The following is a 19,224-nucleotide window of genomic DNA, read 5'->3' as shown; positions in this document are numbered from 1 at the left end:
TAATAACAATATCAATTTTATCACTTAATAATTACGTTGTGACTCTAAGCATAAACTCACCTGTTTAACACTATATCCTACAGCGGTACTTAGTGCATCATTAACTAAATAAAGCCTGCCATCATTGTAAAATTGACCGATTATTTTGTCTGCAGAGGGGGTAACTGAATGTTAAATCACTATGCTGCCTCAATTTTTGGTATTAAAATCAAGCTTAAAACAGCCAATACTAATAATTAGATTATACTTAACACTTAAAAATATAAGTTGGAATATCCTAATGCCAAGGTATATTGGTAATTGATATGCCATTACAGGGTCGGTAATAAATGAAATTACAACAACTGCGCTATATTGTTGAAGTACTAAATAATAATTTGAATGTTTCTGCTACAGCCGAAAATTTATATACCTCACAACCTGGCATCAGTAAACAAGTGCGCATGTTAGAAGATGAACTTGGTATTCAAGTATTTGGCCGCAGTGGTAAGCATTTAACTCACGTTACTGCTGCTGGTAAAGAAGTGATCGAGCTTTCTAAACAAATTCTAGCTAAAGTGGAAAGCATTAAAGCCATAGCGAAAGAACATACTTTACCGGATCAAGGTAAATTAAATATTGCCACTACACATACCCAAGCTCGCTATGCTTTACCTAATGTAATTAGTGGCTTTATACAAAAATATCCTAAAGTATCGTTGCATATGCACCAGGGCTCACCACAGCAAATATCTGAAGCCGCCTCTAGAGGCGATGCCGATTTTGCCATTGCTACTGAAGCACTGCATTTATACAGCGATTTAGTGATGCTACCTTGTTACCACTGGAATCGCAGTGTCATAGTTCGTAAAGATCATCCTTTAGCTCAGTTAAAGCGCTTACTCACTATTAACGATGTAGCCACCCAGCCTATTGTCACCTACGTGTTTGGTTTTACCGGCCGCTCTGAATTAGATAAAGCTTTTGCAGCCCAAGGGCTAGAGCCACATATTGTCTTTACTGCCACCGATGCTGATGTGATTAAAACCTATGTTCGTTTAGGCTTAGGTGTGGGTGTTATCGCCTCAATGGCCATGGACGCAGAATTAGATACCGATTTAGTTGCCATTGATGCAAGCCATTTATTTGACGCTTCAACTACTAAAATAGGCTTTCGTAAAGGCGCATTTTTACGTAGTTACATGTATGAGTTTATTCAGCGCTTTGCACCGCATTTAACTAAAGAAGTAGTTGAGCAAGCTAACTTACTACGCAATCAAGATGATATTGATAAGCTGTTTGTAAACGTTACCCTGCCGGTACGCTAATTAAGGCGCCAATGGTACTAAGCCTAAGTTTGCAGTAACATCAGTTGTATACTGCAGTGTTAACGGTTGCATTTTATGATTTCGGTTGAATTAATTCTACTGGCGTTAAGCCCTGTGTTTTTGGCTTTTGTTGCTTGGGAGTGGTGGCGTTATCGGCAAGTACAGCCGGTTATGTATCGCTGGCAAGACTCGCTAGCCAACGCGGTTTTAGCGTTAATGCATCAAGGCGGCGAATTACTTGCTGTTATTGTGCTAATGCCATTATTTATCTGGTTATATCAATGGCGATTGTTTGATATAGACCTAAATGCTGGCACTATGTTGTTGGCTTTTGTACTACAAGATTTTTTGTATTACTGGTTTCATCGTGCTTCACACCAAATACGCTGGCTTTGGGCGTCACACATTGCCCATCACAGTTCGCGACAATTAAACTTCAGTACTGCCTTTCGGCAAAGCTTAACTTATCCTATATCTGGCATGTGGCTGTTTTGGACGCCCATGATCCTTATTGGTTTTACACCTAGCATTGTTTTGGCCGTGGTAGCGTTAAATTTAGCGTTTCAATTTTTTGTTCATACTCAAGCGGTAAAAAAGCTCGGTGTATTGGAATACATTTTTAATACGCCATCGCATCATCGGGTACACCATGCGTGTAACCCTCGCTATATCGATAAAAATTATGCCGGGGTATTAATTATCTGGGATCGGTTATTTGGTACTTTTACCCCAGAAAGAGCCGATGAGCCTTGTCGATATGGCCTTACTGACGATTTTGCTTCAGATAATCCCATTCGTATTACTTTTTATGAATGGCAGAATATGTGGCAAGACTGCTTAGCGGCAAAAGGTTGGCATCAGCGCCTACGCAGTATTGTCGGTAAACCTGCCACTAAATCCAAAGCTAATAAGCAAGCCCATTTATTAGAAAAACCAACCTTGGATGTTGATTAACGTCAATTTATTGCAACTTAACGCTAAAGATAACGGCTAAAAAACAGACTATAGACTAAGCTTAGATAAAGTTGAAAGTCAGGGGTAGCAGATGAATAAATTAATGTTAGTCATGGGGTGTGCATTAATAGGCGTAGTGGGTTGTAAGCCAGCAGAACAAGTGATAATTGAAAAAACGACTGAAGTGATAGAAGCCAAAGCGCCGGATTGTACACTGACCTTTGGTATTGATGCTTGGGAACCGTACCAATATATGACGGTGGATAATAAACCTACCGGTTTGGATATCGAGATAGCATCGGCGGTGTTAAATAATATGAACTGTCAGCTTGCGGTTGAGCAAGGTAGCTGGACTGAATTATTGCTTAAACTAAAAACTGGAGAAGTCGATGCGGTTCTAGGGGCATCGAAAACTGAAGATAGAAAAAGTTTCGCTTATTTTTCAGATGCCTATCGTAAAGAACGGTTTCAGCTATATGTACGCAAAGATAATATCAATTATCCTTATGAAAATATCAGTGCATTTTTAGAAGATGGTCATAAATTAGGTATTGTTAATCAATATTATTACGGTGATGACATGGCTGAACTTTATGAAAATGAAACCTTTCAACCGTTATTTGTCGGTGCCATTATTAGTGAGTTAAATATAGCCCGATTATTAGATGAAGAAATTGATGGCTTGCTTGAAGATAGCTTTGTCGGGGCGTCAATTATGCGTCGCAAAGGCTTAGATAAATATATAAAACCACATAATATTAGTTTAGAAAGTACCGATGTTTTTGTTATGTTTAGCCAAGAGTCTGTTACCGAAGAGCAAGTTGCAGCCTTTAATCGGGGCTTAACCCAACTTAAAGAAAATGGTGAGTACAATAAACTGGTTAGTAAGTATAGCCATTAGCATTGGGTAACGTTTCTTCAATATATTTGGTAACGGTTATTCAACGCTAAGTGAAAACTGCTGCTGTAATATGGCAGCAGTAAAATTTGTTTTTAAATAAAAGCCGCGCGGCAGGGTGCGAATAGGTTGGCCCTGACTACCAATTGCATCAGTTAACGCTTTACTGTTAGCGGCTTTGGGTCTTAATTGTAAGTATTTACCCGTGGCGCCTCGTATATCAGCAATGCCCCCTAAGCTAATTAACTCCATTAACTCTTCCCAATCTTGCTGTAATGCTTGTTGTTGTGCTGAATTGGGCTGCCATAAAAAGGCATTGCCAATAACACGCTCGGCCAACGGGATCTGGCGTTCAGCTAATACCGGCAACCATAAAATATGGCGTAACTTTTCACAGACCCAAGAGTTTTGCCACTCTAAACCAGTAACACCGGTTAAAGGCGCGACACAAACATAAGTGCTTTCTAATGGCTTGCCTTGTTGGTTTATCGGTAAGGTTTTTAATTCTATGCCTAAATCAGCAAAATCAACCACCGCTTGTGAGCCGCCAGTAGCGCCAAGGGCGTGTTCAATCAACTGGCCAACCCAACCCTTGTCTTTCAATAGGTTTTTAGGCACAGCTTGTTCTAGGCTGGATGCTAGCTGGCCTAATGTTAAGCCGGCAATTGCGTTACAGCGAGCCATTAAATCTTCAATTGTTTTTGGCGGAGTAGGCATAATAAGTAGAATAATTAATTTACTGACAACGCTAGCATTTTTTGCCACATTAAGCTGCTTAAAAACAACACAAAGTGACTTATCCACAGGGAGAATGATGCTGACTATTAACTTGGGTTGGTTTAGTGAGTTGATTATTAATGTATTTTTGGCTGTTTGTGCAATGTATACTTTGCAAAATATATAGTTATTAAGAGCTTTGCCGCTACTTTGCCACAGGGTTATCAACAGAAGCTGTGAAAAAGTCCACACTGGTGCCAATAAAAACTATCAAACTGTGGATAACTGTGTACAAGTTAGGCTGAAAATAGCGATTGCTCCACAGCCCAGTTTGTGAAAGAATCTTTTCATAGTAGATTTATGATCCGCCAGAGGTTTCAGTGATCGATACCGAAGGATTTCGGGCTAATGTCGGCATAGTAATATGTAACAGCCAAGGACAGGTGTTTTGGGCTAAACGATATGGTCAGCATTCTTGGCAATACCCCCAGGGTGGCATTGATGATGGCGAAACGCCTGAGCAGGCCATGTATCGTGAATTAAACGAAGAAGTTGGCTTAACACCAGCAGATGTGCAGGTTATTGCAACCACTAAACATTGGTTACGCTATAAATTGCCGAAACGTTTAATTCGTAAAGATAGTAATCCTGTGTGTATAGGCCAAAAGCAAAAATGGTTTTTGCTGCAGCTGACTTGTCATGAAGATGATGTAAACTTATTAAAAACCACCCATCCTGAGTTTGATAGCTGGCGTTGGGTTAGCTATTGGTACCCAGTACGCCAAGTGGTTGCGTTTAAGCGCGAAGTTTATCGAAAAGTCATGAAAGAGTTTGCCCCTGTTGCTTTGCCCTTTATTCGCCGCGAAGGAAAAAGAAAAAGTTAAATATTTATAGTTAACTAAAAATGAGGCTCTTATGTTAAGCCAGCTAAGACGAATTGTTCAAGATGTGGCACAAGAGCCAGTGCTTAACAATGCGCTTGCTGGCTTAGTCACCAGCATTAAACAAGCATTAGAAACTGAGTGCTGCTCGGTGTATTTAGCCGATTATGAACAACAGCATTTTATGTTAATGGCCAGCGATGGCCTTAATCCTGACGCTATTGGTCAGGTCGCTATTGGCTTTTCTGAAGGCCTTATCGGTTGGGTAGGGCAACGCGAAGAACCGATTAATTTAGCTAAAGCCCAGTTACATCCTCGATTTAAAGTTACGCCTGAAGTCAGCGAAGACCATTTCTCAGCTTTTTTAGGCTGTCCTATTATCCATCATCGTAAAGTCCTTGGTGTGTTAACCATCCAGCAAGCGGTTGATCGGATCTTCAATGAAGATGAAGAATCATTTTTAGTTACGCTAGCAGCGCAACTGGCATCAGTGTTGGCTAATGCAGAAATGCGTCAAGCAGCCAGTGAAAGTTCGGCCACCCAAATTCAAACCGGCCACTTAAAAGGCTTACCCGGCGCGCCAGGTATTGCCATGGGCCACGCTCATATTTTAGAGCCTGCTAATGATTTCAACGCTATATCAGTTAAACGCTCAGATAATCCAGACAAAGAATTAGCGCATTTTTATCGAGCAGTTAAAATTACTAAAGCAGAGTTTAATCGGTTAGCCGAGCGTATGGCAGGCCATTTACCGCCCGATGCCTTAGCTATTTTTGATGTTTATCATCAATTATTAGATGCCGCTAGCTTAGGTACAGAGATAGAGCAGCAAATAGCCGATGGCTGGTGTGCAAAAAGTGCCCTAAAACGAGTCGTAGAAAAATTTGCTCGCAAATTTGATGATATGGACGATAGCTACTTACGGGAGCGCGGTACCGATATTCGCGATCTGGGTCAACGGGTATTAAATAACTTATTAGACACTGAAAAGCGCAAAATAAAACTGCCCGACGACGTCATTCTAGTGGCCGATAATGTTACCGCAACCATGTTAGCCGAGATCCCGCGGGAAAAGCTGATGGCAATAGTGTCATTAAAAGGCTCTGTTAACTCGCACGCGGCAATTATGGCTCGGGCACTGGATATTCCAGCCGTGATGGGCGTGGACGAACTGCCTTTACGACAATGGCAAGGGCAGTACTTAATTGTTGATGGCTATCAAGGCAATGTTTTATTATCGCCCGTGGCCGCAATTTGCGCTGAATATCGGCGTTTAATTAATGAAGATGCGGCCATAAATGCTCGTTATTTAGAAGAAGTTCATTTACCTTCGCAATCATTGTGTGGTGTGAAGTTTGATTTAATGGTTAATTCGGGCTTAGCGGTTGAATTAGAAACTGCCGATCTGGAACATACCGATGGTGTCGGTTTATATCGCACCGAATTTCCGTTTATTATGCGCAGCCGTTTTCCTACCGAACAAGAACAAACCGCGTTATATCGTAAAATATTAGAAAGCTCACCCAATAAACCGGTGATTATGCGCACCTTAGATGTTGGCGGTGATAAAGCGCTGCCTTATTTTAATATCGAAGAAGAAAATCCGTTTTTAGGCTGGCGTGGTATTCGTTTAACCTTAGATCATCCAGAGATTTTCTTAGTGCAAATACGCGCCATGTTGCGGGCTAATTTAGCATTAGATAACTTACATATTTTACTGCCAATGATTTCTGATCTGGCTGAAGTCGATGAATCATTACGTTTAATTAAGCAAGCCTGCTTTGAAGTCAGTGACGAGTTATCCATAGCATTACCTCGACCTAAAGTGGGGGTAATGATTGAAGTGCCGTCCATTATGTATCAGTTACCCGAACTAGCGCAAAAGGTTGACTTTTGCTCGGTAGGCACTAATGATTTAACTCAGTACTTATTGGCGGTAGATCGTAATAATCCACGAGTTGCTGGTTTATACGATGCCATGCATCCAGCCGTATTACGGGCTTTATATACATTAGCTCAGCAAGCAAAGGGCCTACAATTCCCAATTAGTGTCTGTGGTGAATTAGCGGCAGACCCCGCAGGTGTATTGTTACTTGCCGCTATGGGTTATCGTTATTTTAGTATGAATAGTAGTAATTTAGCTAAAATTAAATGGTTGTTGCGCCGGATAGAGCTGTCGGAATTAGAGCTGTTATTACCCGAAGTACTCGCCTGCAGTTCGGCCAAACTTGTAAGGCTGCATGTGCAACGTTTTTTAGAACAAAAGCAGTCGCTTAATCAACTTCGAGCTTAAGCGTTAGCTTGTAAATAAACGCATTACAAATATTCACATTAATAAACCAAGTATTTTAATAATCACATTAATAAACCAAGTATTTTAATAATCATATTAATGAATCATTTTAATAAAGAGAGCACATCTTGCTGACGGTTATTTTAATTACCTTAGTGTTAGGGGCTGTTGTGGGCTTCCTCGCGGGCTTATTAGGCATTGGCGGTGGGCTAATTATCGTGCCTGCGCTAGTTATGTTACTACCCGCTTATGGTATCATCGCGCCTGAAAATGCGATGGTAGTGGCAATTGCCACCTCATTAGCGTCTATTATCGTGACGGCGAGCTCGTCAGTATTAGCCCATCATCGTAGGGATAATGTGCCGTGGTCAATTGCTACGGCCGTGCTAATTGGTGCCGCTATTGGCGCAACAATAGTGGGTTATTTTGCCCATAATATTAGCGATGATATTTTAAAACGGGTATTTGCTGTAGCGGTGTTATTGCTCGCGTTACGCTCGTTAGGTTCGCGAAAAACCATTGGTAATAAGCCCTTACCTAGCAAAGGTTGGTTAGGCTTTATATCTGCCGTTTTAGGTGGTATTGCTAGCCTACTTGGAATTGGTGGCGGCGCATTATTTGTACCACTACTAAACTATTTTTCTGTTGATATGCGTCGGGCCATTGGCTGTGCCGCAGCTTCAGGTATTGCTATTGCCGTGTTTGGTTCCATTGGCTATGTGTTAGCGGGTTGGCAACATTATTCTTTAGCACAAGGTTTTATTGGCTATATTTATTTGCCCGTATTAGCCGGCATAGTAACAACCTCCATTTTTATGGCACCAGTAGGGGCACGGATAACGCAGCGACTGCCGCTATTAGCGATTAAACGGGTTTTTGGGGTGTTTTTAATTTTAGTCTCAGTCAAGATGATGTTTAGTTAAGGGTAATAAGGGTAGTTATGTCAGCAGGGTATATTACATTTCCACAAATTGATCCGATCATATTCTCAATAGGTCCCATAGCGTTAAGATGGTATGGCTTAATGTATTTAATTGCCTTTGGCTTGGCATGGTGGCTAGCAACCAGAGCGGCTAATAAGCCAGGTTCAGGTTGGACAGAGCAGCAAGTTAGCGACTTATTATTTCAAGGCTTTGTTGGTGTCATTCTAGGTGGTCGCTTAGGCTATGTATTGTTTTATCAATTTGATTACTTCCTGCAAGACCCACTGTATTTATTTAAAATATGGACCGGCGGTATGTCGTTTCATGGTGGCTTAATCGGCGTATTAGTGGCGATGGCCTGGTTTGCTAAACGTAATAATAAAGCCTATTTACAACTAGGTGACTTTGTCGCCCCGTTAATTCCATTAGGTTTAGCCGCAGGGCGTTTAGGTAACTTTATGAATGCCGAGCTATGGGGCAGACCAACAGATGTGCCTTGGGCGGTGTTGTTTCCTAATGCTGGCCCCTATGCACGGCACCCATCACAACTGTACGAATTTATGCTTGAAGGCTTAGTATTATTTGCGTTAATTATCCTTTATCGACGCACTAATCCACCCATTGGCGCTTTAGGCGGGTTATTTTTAGCCGGTTATGGCGCTGCTCGTTTTACCGTAGAATTTTATCGAGAACCGGATGCGCACTTAGGGGTGTTATCTGCCGGCATGTCAATGGGACAGTGGTTATCGTTACCAATGATAATCATCGGCTTAGGCATTATTGGCTATGGCTATTGGCGTCGATCTCAACAGAAACAACAGGCAGTATAAGCATGAAACAATATTTAGATCTTTGTCAGCGCATTATTGATCAAGGCGTCTGGGTAGATAATAAACGAACTGGGGTTAGATGCTTAACCTTAATTAATGCTGATTTAGAATACGATGTTGGTGCTAATGCGTTTCCATTATTAACCACGCGAAAAAGCTATTACAAAGCCGCTATTGCTGAATTGCTAGGTTATATTCGTGGCTACGATAACGCGGCAGATTTTAGGGCTATTGGCTGTAATACTTGGAATGCTAATGCCAATGACAATGCCGCTTGGATAAAAAACCCTAATCGTAAAGGCACTGACGATATGGGCCGAGTTTATGGTGTGCAAGGCCGAACTTGGCAAAAACCGGATGGCACTTTTTTAGATCAGTTCAAAAAAGTAGTCGATAACTTAAGCCAAGGAATTGATGACCGCGCTGAAATTATCACTTTTTATAATCCAGGGGAAATTGAATTAGGTTGCTTACGGCCCTGTATGCATACCCATAACTTTTCATTATTAGACGGCACCTTATATTTAACTTCATACCAACGTAGTTGTGATGTGCCACTGGGCTTAAATTTTAATCAAGTACAATGCTTTGTGTTATTAGCCTTAATGGCGCAAATTACTGGTCATAAAGCCGGTAAAGTGTTTCATAAAATAGTTAATGCCCATATTTATGAAAATCAGCTAACGCTGTTGCAAGATGTGCAGCTTAAACGTGAGCCATTACCACTACCGCGTTTGCATCTTAACCCTAAAATTAAAACCTTACAGGATATAGAAACCTGGGTCACCACCGCGGATTTCGAACTGGAAGGCTATCAAAGCCACGAAGCCATAAGTTATCCGTTTACGGTTTAAGGTTATATACGGTTCGGTTTACCACACTAACATGCGGTAAACCCGTTCCTTATTAATTCATCTTAATCAGCCGACACTCACAACTAAAAACTCACCACTAAAACCACCACATTGTTTCTGCATGGTAAAAGTAACTTACTAAACAGACGTATTATCATCTTTATTAAAGTAATTATAATACCCTCATGAATTAGCCGGGGTGGGCCATGGCTTTGGTAACTGTATAGGAAACAAAATGAGCTGGTTATTTCTTTTTTTTGGTGTTGCCGCTGAAGCTATGTCCCATGTAGCGTTAAAACAAACCGAGGGTTTTACCAAGCCCGTTGCTAGTGTCTTGGTATTGCTAGGGCATCTCGCGGCCTTTATGTTTTTGGCTCAAGCAATGAAAAGTATGCCGGTTGGTATTGTGCATGCGTTATGGGCTGGGTTAGCCATTGTTAGTGTCACGATATTGTCTGCGCTGATATATCGCCAGCACTTAGATTTAATGACCTGGTTTGGTATGGCAATGGTAGCTATTGGTGTGGTGATGATTAACTTATCCCAAGGTCATCATCATTAAGCAGCCGCCCATTAAGTGATAACAGGCACGCAAGGCACTTTACGACTAAACTAAAGTGTCAGAAAACAGCCAAGTTATTCAATTGATAATATTCGTTTAGCTAATTAAATTAAAGACTTAATGTAACAATTTATTTAGCAATTTAATTTACGATTAGCCCTAATTATTTTAACCAAAAAGTGAGAATGCAGATGTCAGATAAATTTATTAAATCAAAAGCCGCCATCGCCTGGGGGCCAAAGCAGCCATTATCGATTGAAGAAATCGATGTCATGCTACCACGTAAAGGTGAAGTGTTAGTTAAAGTAATAGCCTCAGGCGTATGTCATACCGATGCTTTTACTTTATCAGGTGATGATCCAGAAGGTATTTTTCCTGTGGTATTAGGCCATGAAGGTGGTGGTATCGTTGAACAAATTGGTGAAGGTGTCACTAGCGTTCAAGTTGGCGATCATGTTATTCCGCTATACACCCCAGAGTGTGGTGAGTGTAAATTCTGTTTATCAGGCAAAACCAACCTGTGCCAAAAAATACGTGAAACCCAAGGTAAAGGCTTGATGCCAGATGGCACTACGCGCTTTTATAAAGATGGCCAGCCAATCTTCCATTATATGGGCTGTTCAACCTTTTCTGAATACACCGTTTTGCCTGAAATTTCATTAGCGAAGGTTAATAAAGAAGCGCCACTAGAAGAAGTGTGTTTATTAGGTTGTGGTGTCACTACCGGTATGGGCGCAGTAATGAACACGGCCAAAGTAGAAGAGGGCGCTACCGTTGCCGTCTTTGGTTTAGGCGGTATTGGTCTATCAGCGGTTATCGGTGCCACTATGGCCAAAGCTAGCCGGATAATCGCGATTGATATTAACGAAAGTAAGTTTGAACTGGCCAGAAAATTAGGCGCTACAGACTGTATTAACCCGAAAGATTACGACAAGCCGATTCAAGACGTTATTGTTGAACTCACTGATGGCGGTGTTGATTACTCGTTTGAATGTGTGGGTAACGTAAACTTAATGCGCTCAGCGTTAGAGTGTTGCCATAAAGGTTGGGGTGAGTCGGTTGTTATTGGTGTCGCTGGTGCCGGTCAAGAAATTTCAACCCGTCCATTCCAATTAGTCACCGGTCGAGTATGGCGCGGTTCTGCTTTTGGTGGCGTTAAAGGTCGTACCGAGTTACCTGATTACGTAGAGCGTTATTTAGCCGGTGAGTTTAAGTTAAGTGACTTTATTACCCATACTATGGGTTTAGAAGACATTAACCATGCTTTTGAACTAATGCACAAAGGCGAAAGTATCCGCACCGTTATCCACTTCGACAAATAAAAGTTATCGATTAATACAGACTATCGATTACAAAGACTAAGGCTGCCCCTATACATTATGTGGGCAGCCATTTGAGGCCCAGAATGACCATTGAAAATATAAGCTGCAATAAAAGTTTTGACGGCTGGCATAAGCAATATAGCCACTTCTCTAAAACCTTAAATTGCCAGATGCGTTTTGCTATTTATTTACCACCCTCAGCCGGAGTCAATAAAAAAGTCCCGGTATTGTACTGGCTGTCAGGCTTAACCTGTACTGATGAAAATTTTATGCAAAAAGCCGGCGCTCAGCGTTTAGCTGCCGAACTCGGTATCGCCATAGTGGCACCCGATACGAGCCCACGCGGTGACGATGTTGCTGATGATGCAGGCTACGACTTAGGTAAAGGGGCAGGCTTTTATGTTAATGCTACCCAAGCGCCTTGGAACCGCCATTACCAAATGTATGATTATGTGGTAAATGAGCTACCAGATCTGATTGAAGAGCTGTTCCCAGTATCAGATAAACGTTCTATTTCTGGCCATTCTATGGGCGGTCATGGTGCTTTAGTTATTGGCATGCGTAATCCACAGCGTTATCGTTCCATGTCAGCCTTTAGCCCTATTAGTAATCCAATGGATTGCCCTTGGGGCAAAAAAGCTTTAACAGCTTATCTAGGCACTGATGAATCTACTTGGCAAGCCTATGACGCTAGCTTATTGATGCGCAAAGCCACTGATTTTGTGCCAGTTTTAGTAGACCAAGGCGGCGCGGATGATTTTCTGGTTGAACAATTAAAACCAGAAGTATTACAAGCAGCGGCCAAAGAGAGTGGTTATCCATTACAGTTAGCTATTCATCAAGGTTATGATCATAGCTATTACTTTATCTCTAGCTTTATCGAGCAGCATTTACGTTTCCATGCTGAATATCTCAATAAATAATTAAGCTTAACTGCCGTCGCTAACTGCGATGGCAGTACTTTTAGCATGCTAAATAAATATCAATGGAGTGAGCTATGATTGTTCGTGATAAACCCAATCTATTTCAGCTGTTTTTTACCTTACGCGGCTCTATCGTGCCATTGATATTTCCACAAATTGTGTTGATAGCGCTACTCGGAACTGCAGTAGCCTTAACCCAAGAGTATTTCCCTAGCATATTTCCCAGCTTTACTTTGGCACCCTTGGCGCTATTAGGTGTGGCCTTATCGTTATTTCTCGGTTTTCGTAACAATGCTAGCTATGATCGCTGGTGGGAAGCCCGCAAACAGTGGGGCCAACTTGTGGTTGATGCGCGCAGCTTGTCACGGCAGCTAACTACATACATAACTAATGATACAGATAATGGCCGACAGACCCAGCAACTAATGGTTAAGCTAATTATTGCGTTCACTCATGCTTTACGCCACCATCTACGCAAGTCAGATCCTTGGACTGATATTACGCCTTATTTACCAGCAGCTGAACTGGTCAGTTTACAGAGATCTAAAAACCTGCCCGATGCTATCTTGCGTTTACTTGGTAAATATTTAGCTAAGGCGCAAGAACAAGGCTTGTTATCAGATATTCTAAGCAAGTGCCTGGATGAACGAATCACCTCTATGGCTCAAGTGCAAGCCGCTTGTGAGCGGATTAAACACACGCCATTACCTTTTGCTTATATGCTGTTAGTGCATCGTACCGCTTATTTATACTGCTTTATTTTACCTTTTGGTATCGTCGGTACTCAGGGATTATTCACGCCGTTATTTTGCGCTATTGTCGCTTATGCTTTCTTTGGTTTAGATGCTTTAAGTGAAGAATTAGAAGATCCCTTTGGCTTAGCCGCGAATGACTTAGCCTTAACGGCTATGTCTCGCTCTATTGAAATAAACTTATTAGAAACTTTAGGTGAAACTGAGTTACCAGAGCCCATTTTGCCGCATAATTATTTGTTACAGTAATTTATTACAGTAACCCTTCATAACTAACTGCTACAGTAACGCTGTAAATTGCTGTAGCAGAGCCCTCTAAACAAAGGCCTCTATTTAACCATTCCGTATGGACATTCCGTTGATTGAAAGCCAAACTGCCAAAAAATTGATCCCTAAAACTAAAATGTTATGGCCTAATTATTGCTTCGCTTTTAGTATAGGATTTGATAATGACAACCTCATTAATTAAGGGTGGCGGTATGAAGGCACTAAAATGTGCAGTGATTTTAGGTATCAGTTGGTTGTTAGTCAGTTGTAGTCTGGTTAATTCTGCCGCTAACTCAGCACAGCAACCAGCAAACACGCTAGATGCTTATAGCCAGCTATTAGCGCTAAATTTATTAAGTCAGTTACCTGCTAATAACGGGATGTCAGCGGATAAACCGCGCATTGCCGTTAGCTCATTTGTGCCGGTGAATAGTTTCTCATTAGAGCAAGTCGATGAAACTGAAAAGCAAATGGCCAATCAGTTAAGTGAAAGTATGCTCAGCCAAATTAAACAGCAAGGCTTCGATGTTTATGATTATCGCTTGCGCGATCAGTTAGCGCTAAAGTCAGATCATGAACAAGCGTTATCACGGCAAATAACGGCTATAGCCAACAGCAGTTTGGCCGATACCTTATTAGTGGGCACTTATAGCTTGCTAGCCGAAGGTGTGATGCTAAACACCCGCTTAATTTCTGTTAAAAATAAGCGAGTATTAGCAGCCAGCAGTCAGTTGGTGCCAAGCGATATTTTTTGGCAGCAGCAACGCGTGCTGCAACAGGGTAACAAGTTGTACCGTACTAATTTAACCGGAGCTGTAAAATGAAGCCGATAACTTTTTCTCTTACCCTGTCTTTAGCGGCACTGCTATTAACGGCTTGCACATCATCCACGACTCCAGCCACTTCTAAAGAAGCTACAGCTCAAGCGCCAAGCGAGGTTGGTGTCGATACCGATAATACCTTACTTACGGTAAATACGTACTCGCAAGCGTTAGTTTATCAGTTAGTTGCCCATTGGCAGCAAACCGACCCCTCAGCCATGGTCGCGGTAACCGACTTTAGTTATGTTGATTCGGGGTTAGAGCAAGCCAGTATTTTAAGTAATCACTTAAACGAAGCCATGATGCACGACCTGCATACCTTTGGTGTGCCCGTGCTAGATTATAAAGCCACCGATTATATCCGCGTAACAGAGCAGGGCGACTTTGTGTTAAGCCGTAATTACCAAGAGCTAAGCGGCGAGCTACCTATTCGTTATGTCGTTACCGGCACCATGACTCAGCATCAGCAAGGCATGCTAATTAACGCTCGTTTAGTACGTATAGACAACAAACAAGTCATGTCAGTCGCCCGCACCTTTATTCCAGAGGCCGTTGTCAGCGCTATTATCCGCCATACTGAACAAGCAACCTTGCAGTTAACGCAAGGCTAAACATGTTTAGCAAGATAGAACAAAGCTTACTTAAACTAACGTTGTAATAAATAGAAGCAGAGCGGAGCTGAAATCGAGGTAGATAAGAAAATGGCGTCCCAGACAGGAGCCGACCAGCCGCATTTTTAAAGGCTTTGGCTGGTAATTTTGGTAACTGTAGTATCATCTGTAGTATTAAAATGTTTTGGTGCCCAGTTATGACTGCAATATTCCAACGTTACTTGCTATGCGCTCACGTGTTTTAATCCACTCGTCAATTTGCTGTTCTGACCATGCTACAGATCTGGCGCCTAGCTTAAATGGCGCTGGCGCTTCGCCACTTTTTACCATGGCGTACCAAGTGGTTTTACTTACCGGTACTTTCTTTAATACGTCAGGCAATTTTATTAGTTGCAAAGCTATTCCCCTTTAACGACGGTTATTGTTATAACCAGTATTAGACCTTGGACCCAATACAACTGACGCTTGTTGATAGCCAGATTGTTGCTGCTGTTGTTGATAACTACCTTGCTGCTGGCTTTGGTTTTGTTGCGGCGCACCGTCTAGCATTTGCAGTTCATTGACTACAATTTCAGTGGTGTAGCGTTCAACGCCTTCTTTATCAGTCCATTTTCGGTTTTTTAATTTACCTTCAATATAAACCTTACTGCCTTTTTTTAAGTACTGGCCTGCTATTTCAGCTAGCCGATTATAAATAACAATGCGGTGCCATTCGGTTTGCTCTTTTTTCTCGTTGGTTGCTTTGTCGGTCCAACTTTCAGACGTTGCTATAGTAAAATTAGCGACAGCACCACCTTGTGGCATATAACGCACTTCCGGATCTTGACCTAAGTTGCCAATTAAAATTACTTTGTTTATGCCTCTGCTCAAAATACATTTCCTTTTTCTAACTCACTACGCCAAATTGACCGCGCCTCTTTTATTTGACGCTGCAATTCATTAGCAGCTTCAAAAGGTTCTGGTACATGTTTTTTTAAGTGTTCCCGTAATTCTTCGACTTTATCTGAATAACCTTCACTCTTAGAAATCACTTCTTTAATCAGGTCTTCGATAACAAATATGTCTGCTATTAATCGAATACCAGCTACTTTTTGCTTTGATAATTTAGCCATAATCACCCCTAAAACTTATCACTTAACTGATTTTAAATGCTGCCAGTCTAAATCTTTAATTTGCTCGATTATTGCTGCAACGTCGTTTAATTTATGTAATGCCCGGTTAAAGTTACTTAACTGAACACCGTTTAATGCTGCTGATGCTGTGTCGCTATATCCTTTGCACAAGTAGTCTTGCAGTGCATCTTGCACGCCCTCACTGCTTATTTTTGTTAGCTGTAACAGCAGTTTGAACCTAGCTACGCTTTCACCGCCTTGGATTAAATTCCTCATTTTTTAAGCGCTCGCTTCATTTGGTAGGGCCCTTAAAAACTTGTATTGGCTTTTGTTGAGCAAAGTTTTCTCATAAGGCGAACTGGTGATGATGCAGCCAAAATCAGTAGATCTAGCCTTAACAACAGTGCCAACCGGTACGCCAGTGCTTTCTTTCAAAATTTTGACGCGAATATTTAGCGTTCTTTGCTTTTTCATGCGGCACCTGTCTTTACTCTGTTAAGCCTGAACTTAATGTTATGTATCTGGCCAATTAGCTCGTTAACTTCCATTTCAGCACTAAACGCTTCATCAAAAACTTTCACTAGATTCAGCTTTGAATGGGAAATAAGTTCCTTTTCTCTTTTTGCCATTTCATTAAGCTTCGACAGGCCTTGTTTTGTTTTATATTCTCCACTTTGAATTAGTTCATTAGCAGAGATCCTTAATTCAATTAAACGACTGGCGCAGTGAATTGCGTTATCTTCTTTTATTTTTACTCTTTTAAGTTTTGCTAAGGCTCTTTTATGTGCCGACTGCAAAGCTTTTAATGTTAATTCGTTAAACATCATTCACCTGCCTGCTTTTCTTTAATTAGTTTCTGTTGCACTGGGCAATTATTTGCCGCCCAACAACTGCCGCCTTTAGAGTTGTTTTCAACTTCACTTGGTGCGTAACACCAACCGCAATCCCAATGTGGGCAACGGTTTAATTGAATGTCGCTCATGCTGTTTTAACCTGGTTAATATCCAAAGAGCTTTCAATCTCATTGCCCCAAACGTCCCAACCAGCTGCAGCTGTTCTTGCGAACATTTCTAGCCGTGGAACATCACCACAAAGATTCACTATTTCATCACGGTAAATTGATGGTTTTTCTGAGTGTTGACCTAGCATTTCAGCGCGCACTTGGCGAATAGCTCTATTAGCCGCTTTTGGTTTGCCACGAACAGCAATTAACGCGCACTCTGCACCAGCGCGAGTCCAGTAACCCATGCCGAAGTGGGGCATTAAATTGGTTGTTAGCTTTTGCCAGATAAACGCATTCATGTTTTTTATGGTAAAGCCCCAAGCTTTAACTAAATCTAAAGCTTCTTGTGGTTGGCTGCTTACGTACCACATAACTAAAACGCAATCAGGAGCACATATAGCGGGTACATCAAGCGCTTTCATTTGCTCAAGCGTCATAGTGTCGTATTTAGCTGCAGCACCAGACTTCATGCTTCCGCCTGTATTTTTGCTATTGAATGACCATGGAGGATCAGCATAGATGATGTTGTATTGCTTGTTCATGCCGTCACCTCACCATGGTTATTACGAATATCAGTAATAGCATCTTCTATTGTCGGGTGGCGTTCGTGCATGCGGCCATCACGGCTATGGCGTTTATGCGCTATCAGTTTCAGCATACGCGGGCCTGATGGTTCTATTTCAAAACGGATCATGCGGTCATGAGCTAAAACAACTGCACGAGTAAGATTTGAATAATCGAAAGTAGACATATAGTGCGTACAAGTGCTGTTTATATAAATTCCGCTTTCACCACATGGATGAATTTTGCCGAACAAGTGATTGCCGCCGCCGTGAATGTCACAAAGCAATTCGAAGCATTCAAGTTGGTCAGCATTCATCCAGGGGTAATTTTTATAGTAAAATTCGTTTTTCATTTGCTATTCGTCCTTGAAAATAAATAAACCGATTTAATTTTGCCGCTGGCTTCTAATGCTTCACGCTCTGCGTTATCTCTACTGGTGTAAGCTATGCTTGGAATGTTGTTAACTATCACCACATAAATTTGCTGGTTTAAATTGGTCGAATGTAAGTGAACAGATTCAACCTTGCCGCCAACCTCTATTGCTTCATCGTTAGCCACGTTTTCATGTGCGTAGGCTACGATCGGGGTGTTGTGCAATAGCACTAAATAGATAACTTGGCTCATACGTTCACCTGCGCATAGTTATGTCCTGCTTGGTATTGAGTCCAGCGCTTAACAATTTTTGCCCGGCCTTTTTTATCTTTGGTTTCTACTGGGGCTTTAATCATGACTTCTAATTTCTTTGCACCTGCTTTTTGAGCTAGTGCGATAAAATCGGCACATACGCTAGGGGTGCTGTATTCAGAACTTAAAATTACAGGTTTCATGTTCTGCATATACTTTTCAGTGTTTGCATTAAGTGCCGCCTGATATTCTTCATCAGTTAAGGCGCGTAAGTTTTTACCTTTGCCAGTAGTTTTAGCGGTTTTCTTAATGGCCATTGCTCGGGCCTTGCTTTCGTTGATACCAAATACAGCAAACATGGTTAGCTCCTTACCTGATGCAAGTTAATTACGGCTAAGTCCATTTGTATGGCTTCTATGCAGCGCTTAAGCTCGGTTGAGCCGTCGCTTAGTAATAAAATGGCGTACTGTAATGCGCGAGATTTAGCGTTTAATTCGTCTATAACGGGGTAACAGTTGCGGTTTTGTTGCTTTTCAAACTCTTGCTGCATTTGGTCTAAGTTGAATTCACTGTTAGCAGCTGGCGCGTATTCAGAGTTATAAGCGGCTTGCTGTTCTTGATATGCTAGGTCTATTGCAGCTGTCATTTCAGTGTCTATTTCAATCACTTCAAAGGCATCATCTAGATCAGATAAATCTTGCAATGAATCGGCTTCAGGCTGTTGTTCCGTAGGGGCCGAAACAGCAACTGGCTTAATATCTTGCTCTGCATCTAACTCTATTAAGCTGAGCTTGGTATTGAATGTTTTATACATACCGTTGCTTTGGCGCCACAACAACTTTTGCTCTAAGGCTTGCGCCAGTAATTCACGCGTTGTGGCTTCGGTAACGGCTAAATGATGCTTCATAGCTTTAATGCTGCGAGCGTTGTCTTTGCAAAACACCATCATCTTTTTAATTTGCGAACTTAACTCGCTAGGTGCGGACATTTTTAATGCTGCAGACAT

General features: G+C 41.6%; 27 protein-coding genes. 14 read left to right on the top strand and 13 right to left on the bottom strand.

Going from position 1 to position 19,224, the window contains the following annotated elements:
• The first annotated feature begins 329 nt into the window (after positions 1-329).
• The 3 genes from cysB to BI198_RS12965 all read left to right on the top strand — a co-directional run bounded on the left by cysB (position 330) and on the right by BI198_RS12965 (position 3,162).
• Positions 330-1,307, top strand: coding sequence for an HTH-type transcriptional regulator CysB (gene cysB, locus BI198_RS12975; RefSeq protein WP_070049940.1), 978 nt, complete (start codon positions 330-332; stop codon positions 1,305-1,307).
• Between the two features lie 75 nt (positions 1,308-1,382).
• Entirely contained in the window at positions 1,383-2,261 is an 879-nt protein-coding gene (locus BI198_RS12970; RefSeq protein ID WP_201243503.1) for a sterol desaturase family protein, read from the top strand.
• Between the two features lie 91 nt (positions 2,262-2,352).
• On the top strand, positions 2,353-3,162 hold the full coding sequence (locus BI198_RS12965; RefSeq protein WP_070049939.1) for a substrate-binding periplasmic protein: 810 nt from the start codon (positions 2,353-2,355) through the stop codon (positions 3,160-3,162).
• Positions 3,163-3,198: 36 nt separating this feature from the next.
• Here BI198_RS12965 and mutH read toward each other — a convergent pair whose 3' ends face one another.
• Entirely contained in the window at positions 3,199-3,924 is a 726-nt protein-coding gene (gene mutH, locus BI198_RS12960) for a DNA mismatch repair endonuclease MutH (RefSeq protein ID WP_317133699.1), read from the bottom strand.
• 332 nt (positions 3,925-4,256) lie between these two features.
• Here mutH and rppH point away from each other — a divergent pair, with 332 nt between their 5' ends.
• The 11 genes from rppH (at position 4,257) to BI198_RS12905 (ending at position 14,915) form a co-directional block, all read left to right on the top strand.
• Complete coding sequence (gene rppH, locus BI198_RS12955; protein ID WP_070049938.1) at positions 4,257-4,760, top strand: RNA pyrophosphohydrolase; 504 nt, start codon at positions 4,257-4,259, stop codon at positions 4,758-4,760.
• Between the two features lie 31 nt (positions 4,761-4,791).
• On the top strand, positions 4,792-7,050 hold the full coding sequence (ptsP, locus tag BI198_RS12950) for a phosphoenolpyruvate--protein phosphotransferase (protein WP_070049937.1): 2,259 nt from the start codon (positions 4,792-4,794) through the stop codon (positions 7,048-7,050).
• A gap of 128 nt (positions 7,051-7,178) precedes the next feature.
• Positions 7,179-7,973 (top strand): sulfite exporter TauE/SafE family protein, encoded by a 795-nt coding sequence (locus BI198_RS12945; protein WP_070049936.1) that lies wholly within the window; start codon positions 7,179-7,181, stop codon positions 7,971-7,973.
• Between the two features lie 17 nt (positions 7,974-7,990).
• Positions 7,991-8,803, top strand: coding sequence for a prolipoprotein diacylglyceryl transferase (gene lgt, locus BI198_RS12940; RefSeq protein ID WP_070049935.1), 813 nt, complete (start codon positions 7,991-7,993; stop codon positions 8,801-8,803).
• A gap of 2 nt (positions 8,804-8,805) precedes the next feature.
• Positions 8,806-9,657 carry a thymidylate synthase gene (locus BI198_RS12935; protein WP_070049934.1) on the top strand — a complete coding sequence of 284 codons (852 nt, stop codon included), beginning with the start codon at positions 8,806-8,808 and terminating at the stop codon, positions 9,655-9,657.
• Positions 9,658-9,892: 235 nt separating this feature from the next.
• Positions 9,893-10,219: a DMT family transporter gene (locus BI198_RS12930; protein WP_070049933.1), complete on the top strand. Its 327-nt coding sequence runs from the start codon at positions 9,893-9,895 to the stop codon at positions 10,217-10,219.
• A 206-nt stretch (positions 10,220-10,425) separates the two neighbouring features.
• Positions 10,426-11,541, top strand: a complete 1,116-nt coding sequence (locus tag BI198_RS12925; RefSeq protein ID WP_449421117.1) for an S-(hydroxymethyl)glutathione dehydrogenase/class III alcohol dehydrogenase — start codon at positions 10,426-10,428, stop codon at positions 11,539-11,541.
• Positions 11,542-11,624: 83 nt separating this feature from the next.
• On the top strand, positions 11,625-12,464 hold the full coding sequence (fghA, locus tag BI198_RS12920; RefSeq protein ID WP_070049932.1) for an S-formylglutathione hydrolase: 840 nt from the start codon (positions 11,625-11,627) through the stop codon (positions 12,462-12,464).
• A gap of 74 nt (positions 12,465-12,538) precedes the next feature.
• A complete protein-coding gene (locus BI198_RS12915; RefSeq protein ID WP_070049931.1) occupies positions 12,539-13,465 on the top strand; it encodes a bestrophin family protein in 927 nt (308 codons plus the stop codon).
• A 200-nt stretch (positions 13,466-13,665) separates the two neighbouring features.
• Positions 13,666-14,307: a FlgO family outer membrane protein gene (locus BI198_RS12910; protein ID WP_070049930.1), complete on the top strand. Its 642-nt coding sequence runs from the start codon at positions 13,666-13,668 to the stop codon at positions 14,305-14,307.
• Positions 14,304-14,915, top strand: a complete 612-nt coding sequence (locus BI198_RS12905) for a FlgO family outer membrane protein (protein WP_070049929.1) — start codon at positions 14,304-14,306, stop codon at positions 14,913-14,915. Before BI198_RS12910 ends, BI198_RS12905 begins: the two co-directional genes overlap by 4 nt.
• Before the next feature lie 195 nt (positions 14,916-15,110).
• Here the strand turns inward: BI198_RS12905 and BI198_RS12900 are convergent, their stop codons facing one another.
• From BI198_RS12900 to BI198_RS12850, 12 genes are all read right to left on the bottom strand, one after another.
• The gene (locus BI198_RS12900; RefSeq protein ID WP_070049928.1) at positions 15,111-15,311 is read right to left on the bottom strand and encodes a helix-turn-helix transcriptional regulator; all 201 of its coding nucleotides are present in this window, start codon (positions 15,309-15,311) and stop codon (positions 15,111-15,113) included.
• 12 nt (positions 15,312-15,323) lie between these two features.
• Positions 15,324-15,788, bottom strand: coding sequence for a single-stranded DNA-binding protein (gene ssb / locus BI198_RS12895; protein WP_070049927.1), 465 nt, complete (start codon positions 15,786-15,788; stop codon positions 15,324-15,326).
• The gene (locus BI198_RS12890) at positions 15,782-16,027 is read right to left on the bottom strand and encodes a hypothetical protein (RefSeq protein WP_070049926.1); all 246 of its coding nucleotides are present in this window, start codon (positions 16,025-16,027) and stop codon (positions 15,782-15,784) included. Before BI198_RS12890 ends, ssb begins: the two co-directional genes overlap by 7 nt.
• Before the next feature lie 18 nt (positions 16,028-16,045).
• Positions 16,046-16,303 (bottom strand): PapB/FocB family fimbrial expression transcriptional regulator, encoded by a 258-nt coding sequence (locus BI198_RS12885; protein ID WP_070049925.1) that lies wholly within the window; start codon positions 16,301-16,303, stop codon positions 16,046-16,048.
• Positions 16,304-16,306: 3 nt separating this feature from the next.
• Positions 16,307-16,501 carry a hypothetical protein gene (locus BI198_RS12880; protein WP_070049924.1) on the bottom strand — a complete coding sequence of 65 codons (195 nt, stop codon included), beginning with the start codon at positions 16,499-16,501 and terminating at the stop codon, positions 16,307-16,309.
• On the bottom strand, positions 16,498-16,854 hold the full coding sequence (locus BI198_RS12875; protein ID WP_070049923.1) for a hypothetical protein: 357 nt from the start codon (positions 16,852-16,854) through the stop codon (positions 16,498-16,500). The genes BI198_RS12880 and BI198_RS12875 overlap by 4 nt, the downstream gene beginning before the upstream one ends.
• Positions 16,851-17,009, bottom strand: coding sequence for a hypothetical protein (locus tag BI198_RS16000; protein WP_158007093.1), 159 nt, complete (start codon positions 17,007-17,009; stop codon positions 16,851-16,853). The genes BI198_RS12875 and BI198_RS16000 overlap by 4 nt, the downstream gene beginning before the upstream one ends.
• Positions 17,006-17,572, bottom strand: a complete 567-nt coding sequence (locus tag BI198_RS12870) for an MT-A70 family methyltransferase (RefSeq protein ID WP_070049922.1) — start codon at positions 17,570-17,572, stop codon at positions 17,006-17,008. Before BI198_RS12870 ends, BI198_RS16000 begins: the two co-directional genes overlap by 4 nt.
• The gene (locus tag BI198_RS16145) at positions 17,569-17,781 is read right to left on the bottom strand and encodes a hypothetical protein (RefSeq protein ID WP_201243501.1); all 213 of its coding nucleotides are present in this window, start codon (positions 17,779-17,781) and stop codon (positions 17,569-17,571) included. The genes BI198_RS12870 and BI198_RS16145 overlap by 4 nt, the downstream gene beginning before the upstream one ends.
• A gap of 161 nt (positions 17,782-17,942) precedes the next feature.
• A complete protein-coding gene (locus BI198_RS12860) occupies positions 17,943-18,218 on the bottom strand; it encodes a hypothetical protein (RefSeq protein WP_070049920.1) in 276 nt (91 codons plus the stop codon).
• Positions 18,215-18,577, bottom strand: a complete 363-nt coding sequence (locus BI198_RS12855; RefSeq protein ID WP_070049919.1) for a hypothetical protein — start codon at positions 18,575-18,577, stop codon at positions 18,215-18,217. Before BI198_RS12855 ends, BI198_RS12860 begins: the two co-directional genes overlap by 4 nt.
• A gap of 2 nt (positions 18,578-18,579) precedes the next feature.
• The gene (locus BI198_RS12850; protein ID WP_070049918.1) at positions 18,580-19,224 is read right to left on the bottom strand and encodes a hypothetical protein; all 645 of its coding nucleotides are present in this window, start codon (positions 19,222-19,224) and stop codon (positions 18,580-18,582) included.

It is taken from the genome of Rheinheimera salexigens, assembly GCF_001752395.1.
In the GTDB taxonomy this organism is placed as follows: domain Bacteria; phylum Pseudomonadota; class Gammaproteobacteria; order Enterobacterales; family Alteromonadaceae; genus Alishewanella; species Alishewanella salexigens.
The sequence above is the reverse complement of the archived record's forward strand: the minus strand, read 5'-3'. Positions and strand labels throughout refer to the sequence as shown.

Coding starts and splice junctions, on each gene's coding strand:
- cysB (WP_070049940.1), top strand. CDS start 330: ATGAAATTACAACAACTGCGCTATATTGTTGAAGTACTAAATAATAAT.
- BI198_RS12970 (WP_201243503.1), top strand. CDS start 1,383: ATGATTTCGGTTGAATTAATTCTACTGGCGTTAAGCCCTGTGTTTTTG.
- BI198_RS12965 (WP_070049939.1), top strand. CDS start 2,353: ATGAATAAATTAATGTTAGTCATGGGGTGTGCATTAATAGGCGTAGTG.
- ptsP (WP_070049937.1), top strand. CDS start 4,792: ATGTTAAGCCAGCTAAGACGAATTGTTCAAGATGTGGCACAAGAGCCA.
- lgt (WP_070049935.1), top strand. CDS start 7,991: ATGTCAGCAGGGTATATTACATTTCCACAAATTGATCCGATCATATTC.
- BI198_RS12935 (WP_070049934.1), top strand. CDS start 8,806: ATGAAACAATATTTAGATCTTTGTCAGCGCATTATTGATCAAGGCGTC.
- BI198_RS12930 (WP_070049933.1), top strand. CDS start 9,893: ATGAGCTGGTTATTTCTTTTTTTTGGTGTTGCCGCTGAAGCTATGTCC.
- fghA (WP_070049932.1), top strand. CDS start 11,625: ATGACCATTGAAAATATAAGCTGCAATAAAAGTTTTGACGGCTGGCAT.
- BI198_RS12915 (WP_070049931.1), top strand. CDS start 12,539: ATGATTGTTCGTGATAAACCCAATCTATTTCAGCTGTTTTTTACCTTA.
- BI198_RS12910 (WP_070049930.1), top strand. CDS start 13,666: ATGACAACCTCATTAATTAAGGGTGGCGGTATGAAGGCACTAAAATGT.
- BI198_RS12905 (WP_070049929.1), top strand. CDS start 14,304: ATGAAGCCGATAACTTTTTCTCTTACCCTGTCTTTAGCGGCACTGCTA.
- BI198_RS12890 (WP_070049926.1), bottom strand. CDS start 16,027: ATGGCTAAATTATCAAAGCAAAAAGTAGCTGGTATTCGATTAATAGCA.
- BI198_RS12885 (WP_070049925.1), bottom strand. CDS start 16,303: ATGAGGAATTTAATCCAAGGCGGTGAAAGCGTAGCTAGGTTCAAACTG.
- BI198_RS12880 (WP_070049924.1), bottom strand. CDS start 16,501: ATGAAAAAGCAAAGAACGCTAAATATTCGCGTCAAAATTTTGAAAGAA.
- BI198_RS12875 (WP_070049923.1), bottom strand. CDS start 16,854: ATGATGTTTAACGAATTAACATTAAAAGCTTTGCAGTCGGCACATAAA.
- BI198_RS16000 (WP_158007093.1), bottom strand. CDS start 17,009: ATGAGCGACATTCAATTAAACCGTTGCCCACATTGGGATTGCGGTTGG.
- BI198_RS12870 (WP_070049922.1), bottom strand. CDS start 17,572: ATGAACAAGCAATACAACATCATCTATGCTGATCCTCCATGGTCATTC.
- BI198_RS16145 (WP_201243501.1), bottom strand. CDS start 17,781: ATGTCTACTTTCGATTATTCAAATCTTACTCGTGCAGTTGTTTTAGCT.
- BI198_RS12860 (WP_070049920.1), bottom strand. CDS start 18,218: ATGAGCCAAGTTATCTATTTAGTGCTATTGCACAACACCCCGATCGTA.
- BI198_RS12855 (WP_070049919.1), bottom strand. CDS start 18,577: ATGTTTGCTGTATTTGGTATCAACGAAAGCAAGGCCCGAGCAATGGCC.
- BI198_RS12850 (WP_070049918.1), bottom strand. CDS start 19,224: ATGTCTGCAGCATTAAAAATGTCCGCACCTAGCGAGTTAAGTTCGCAA.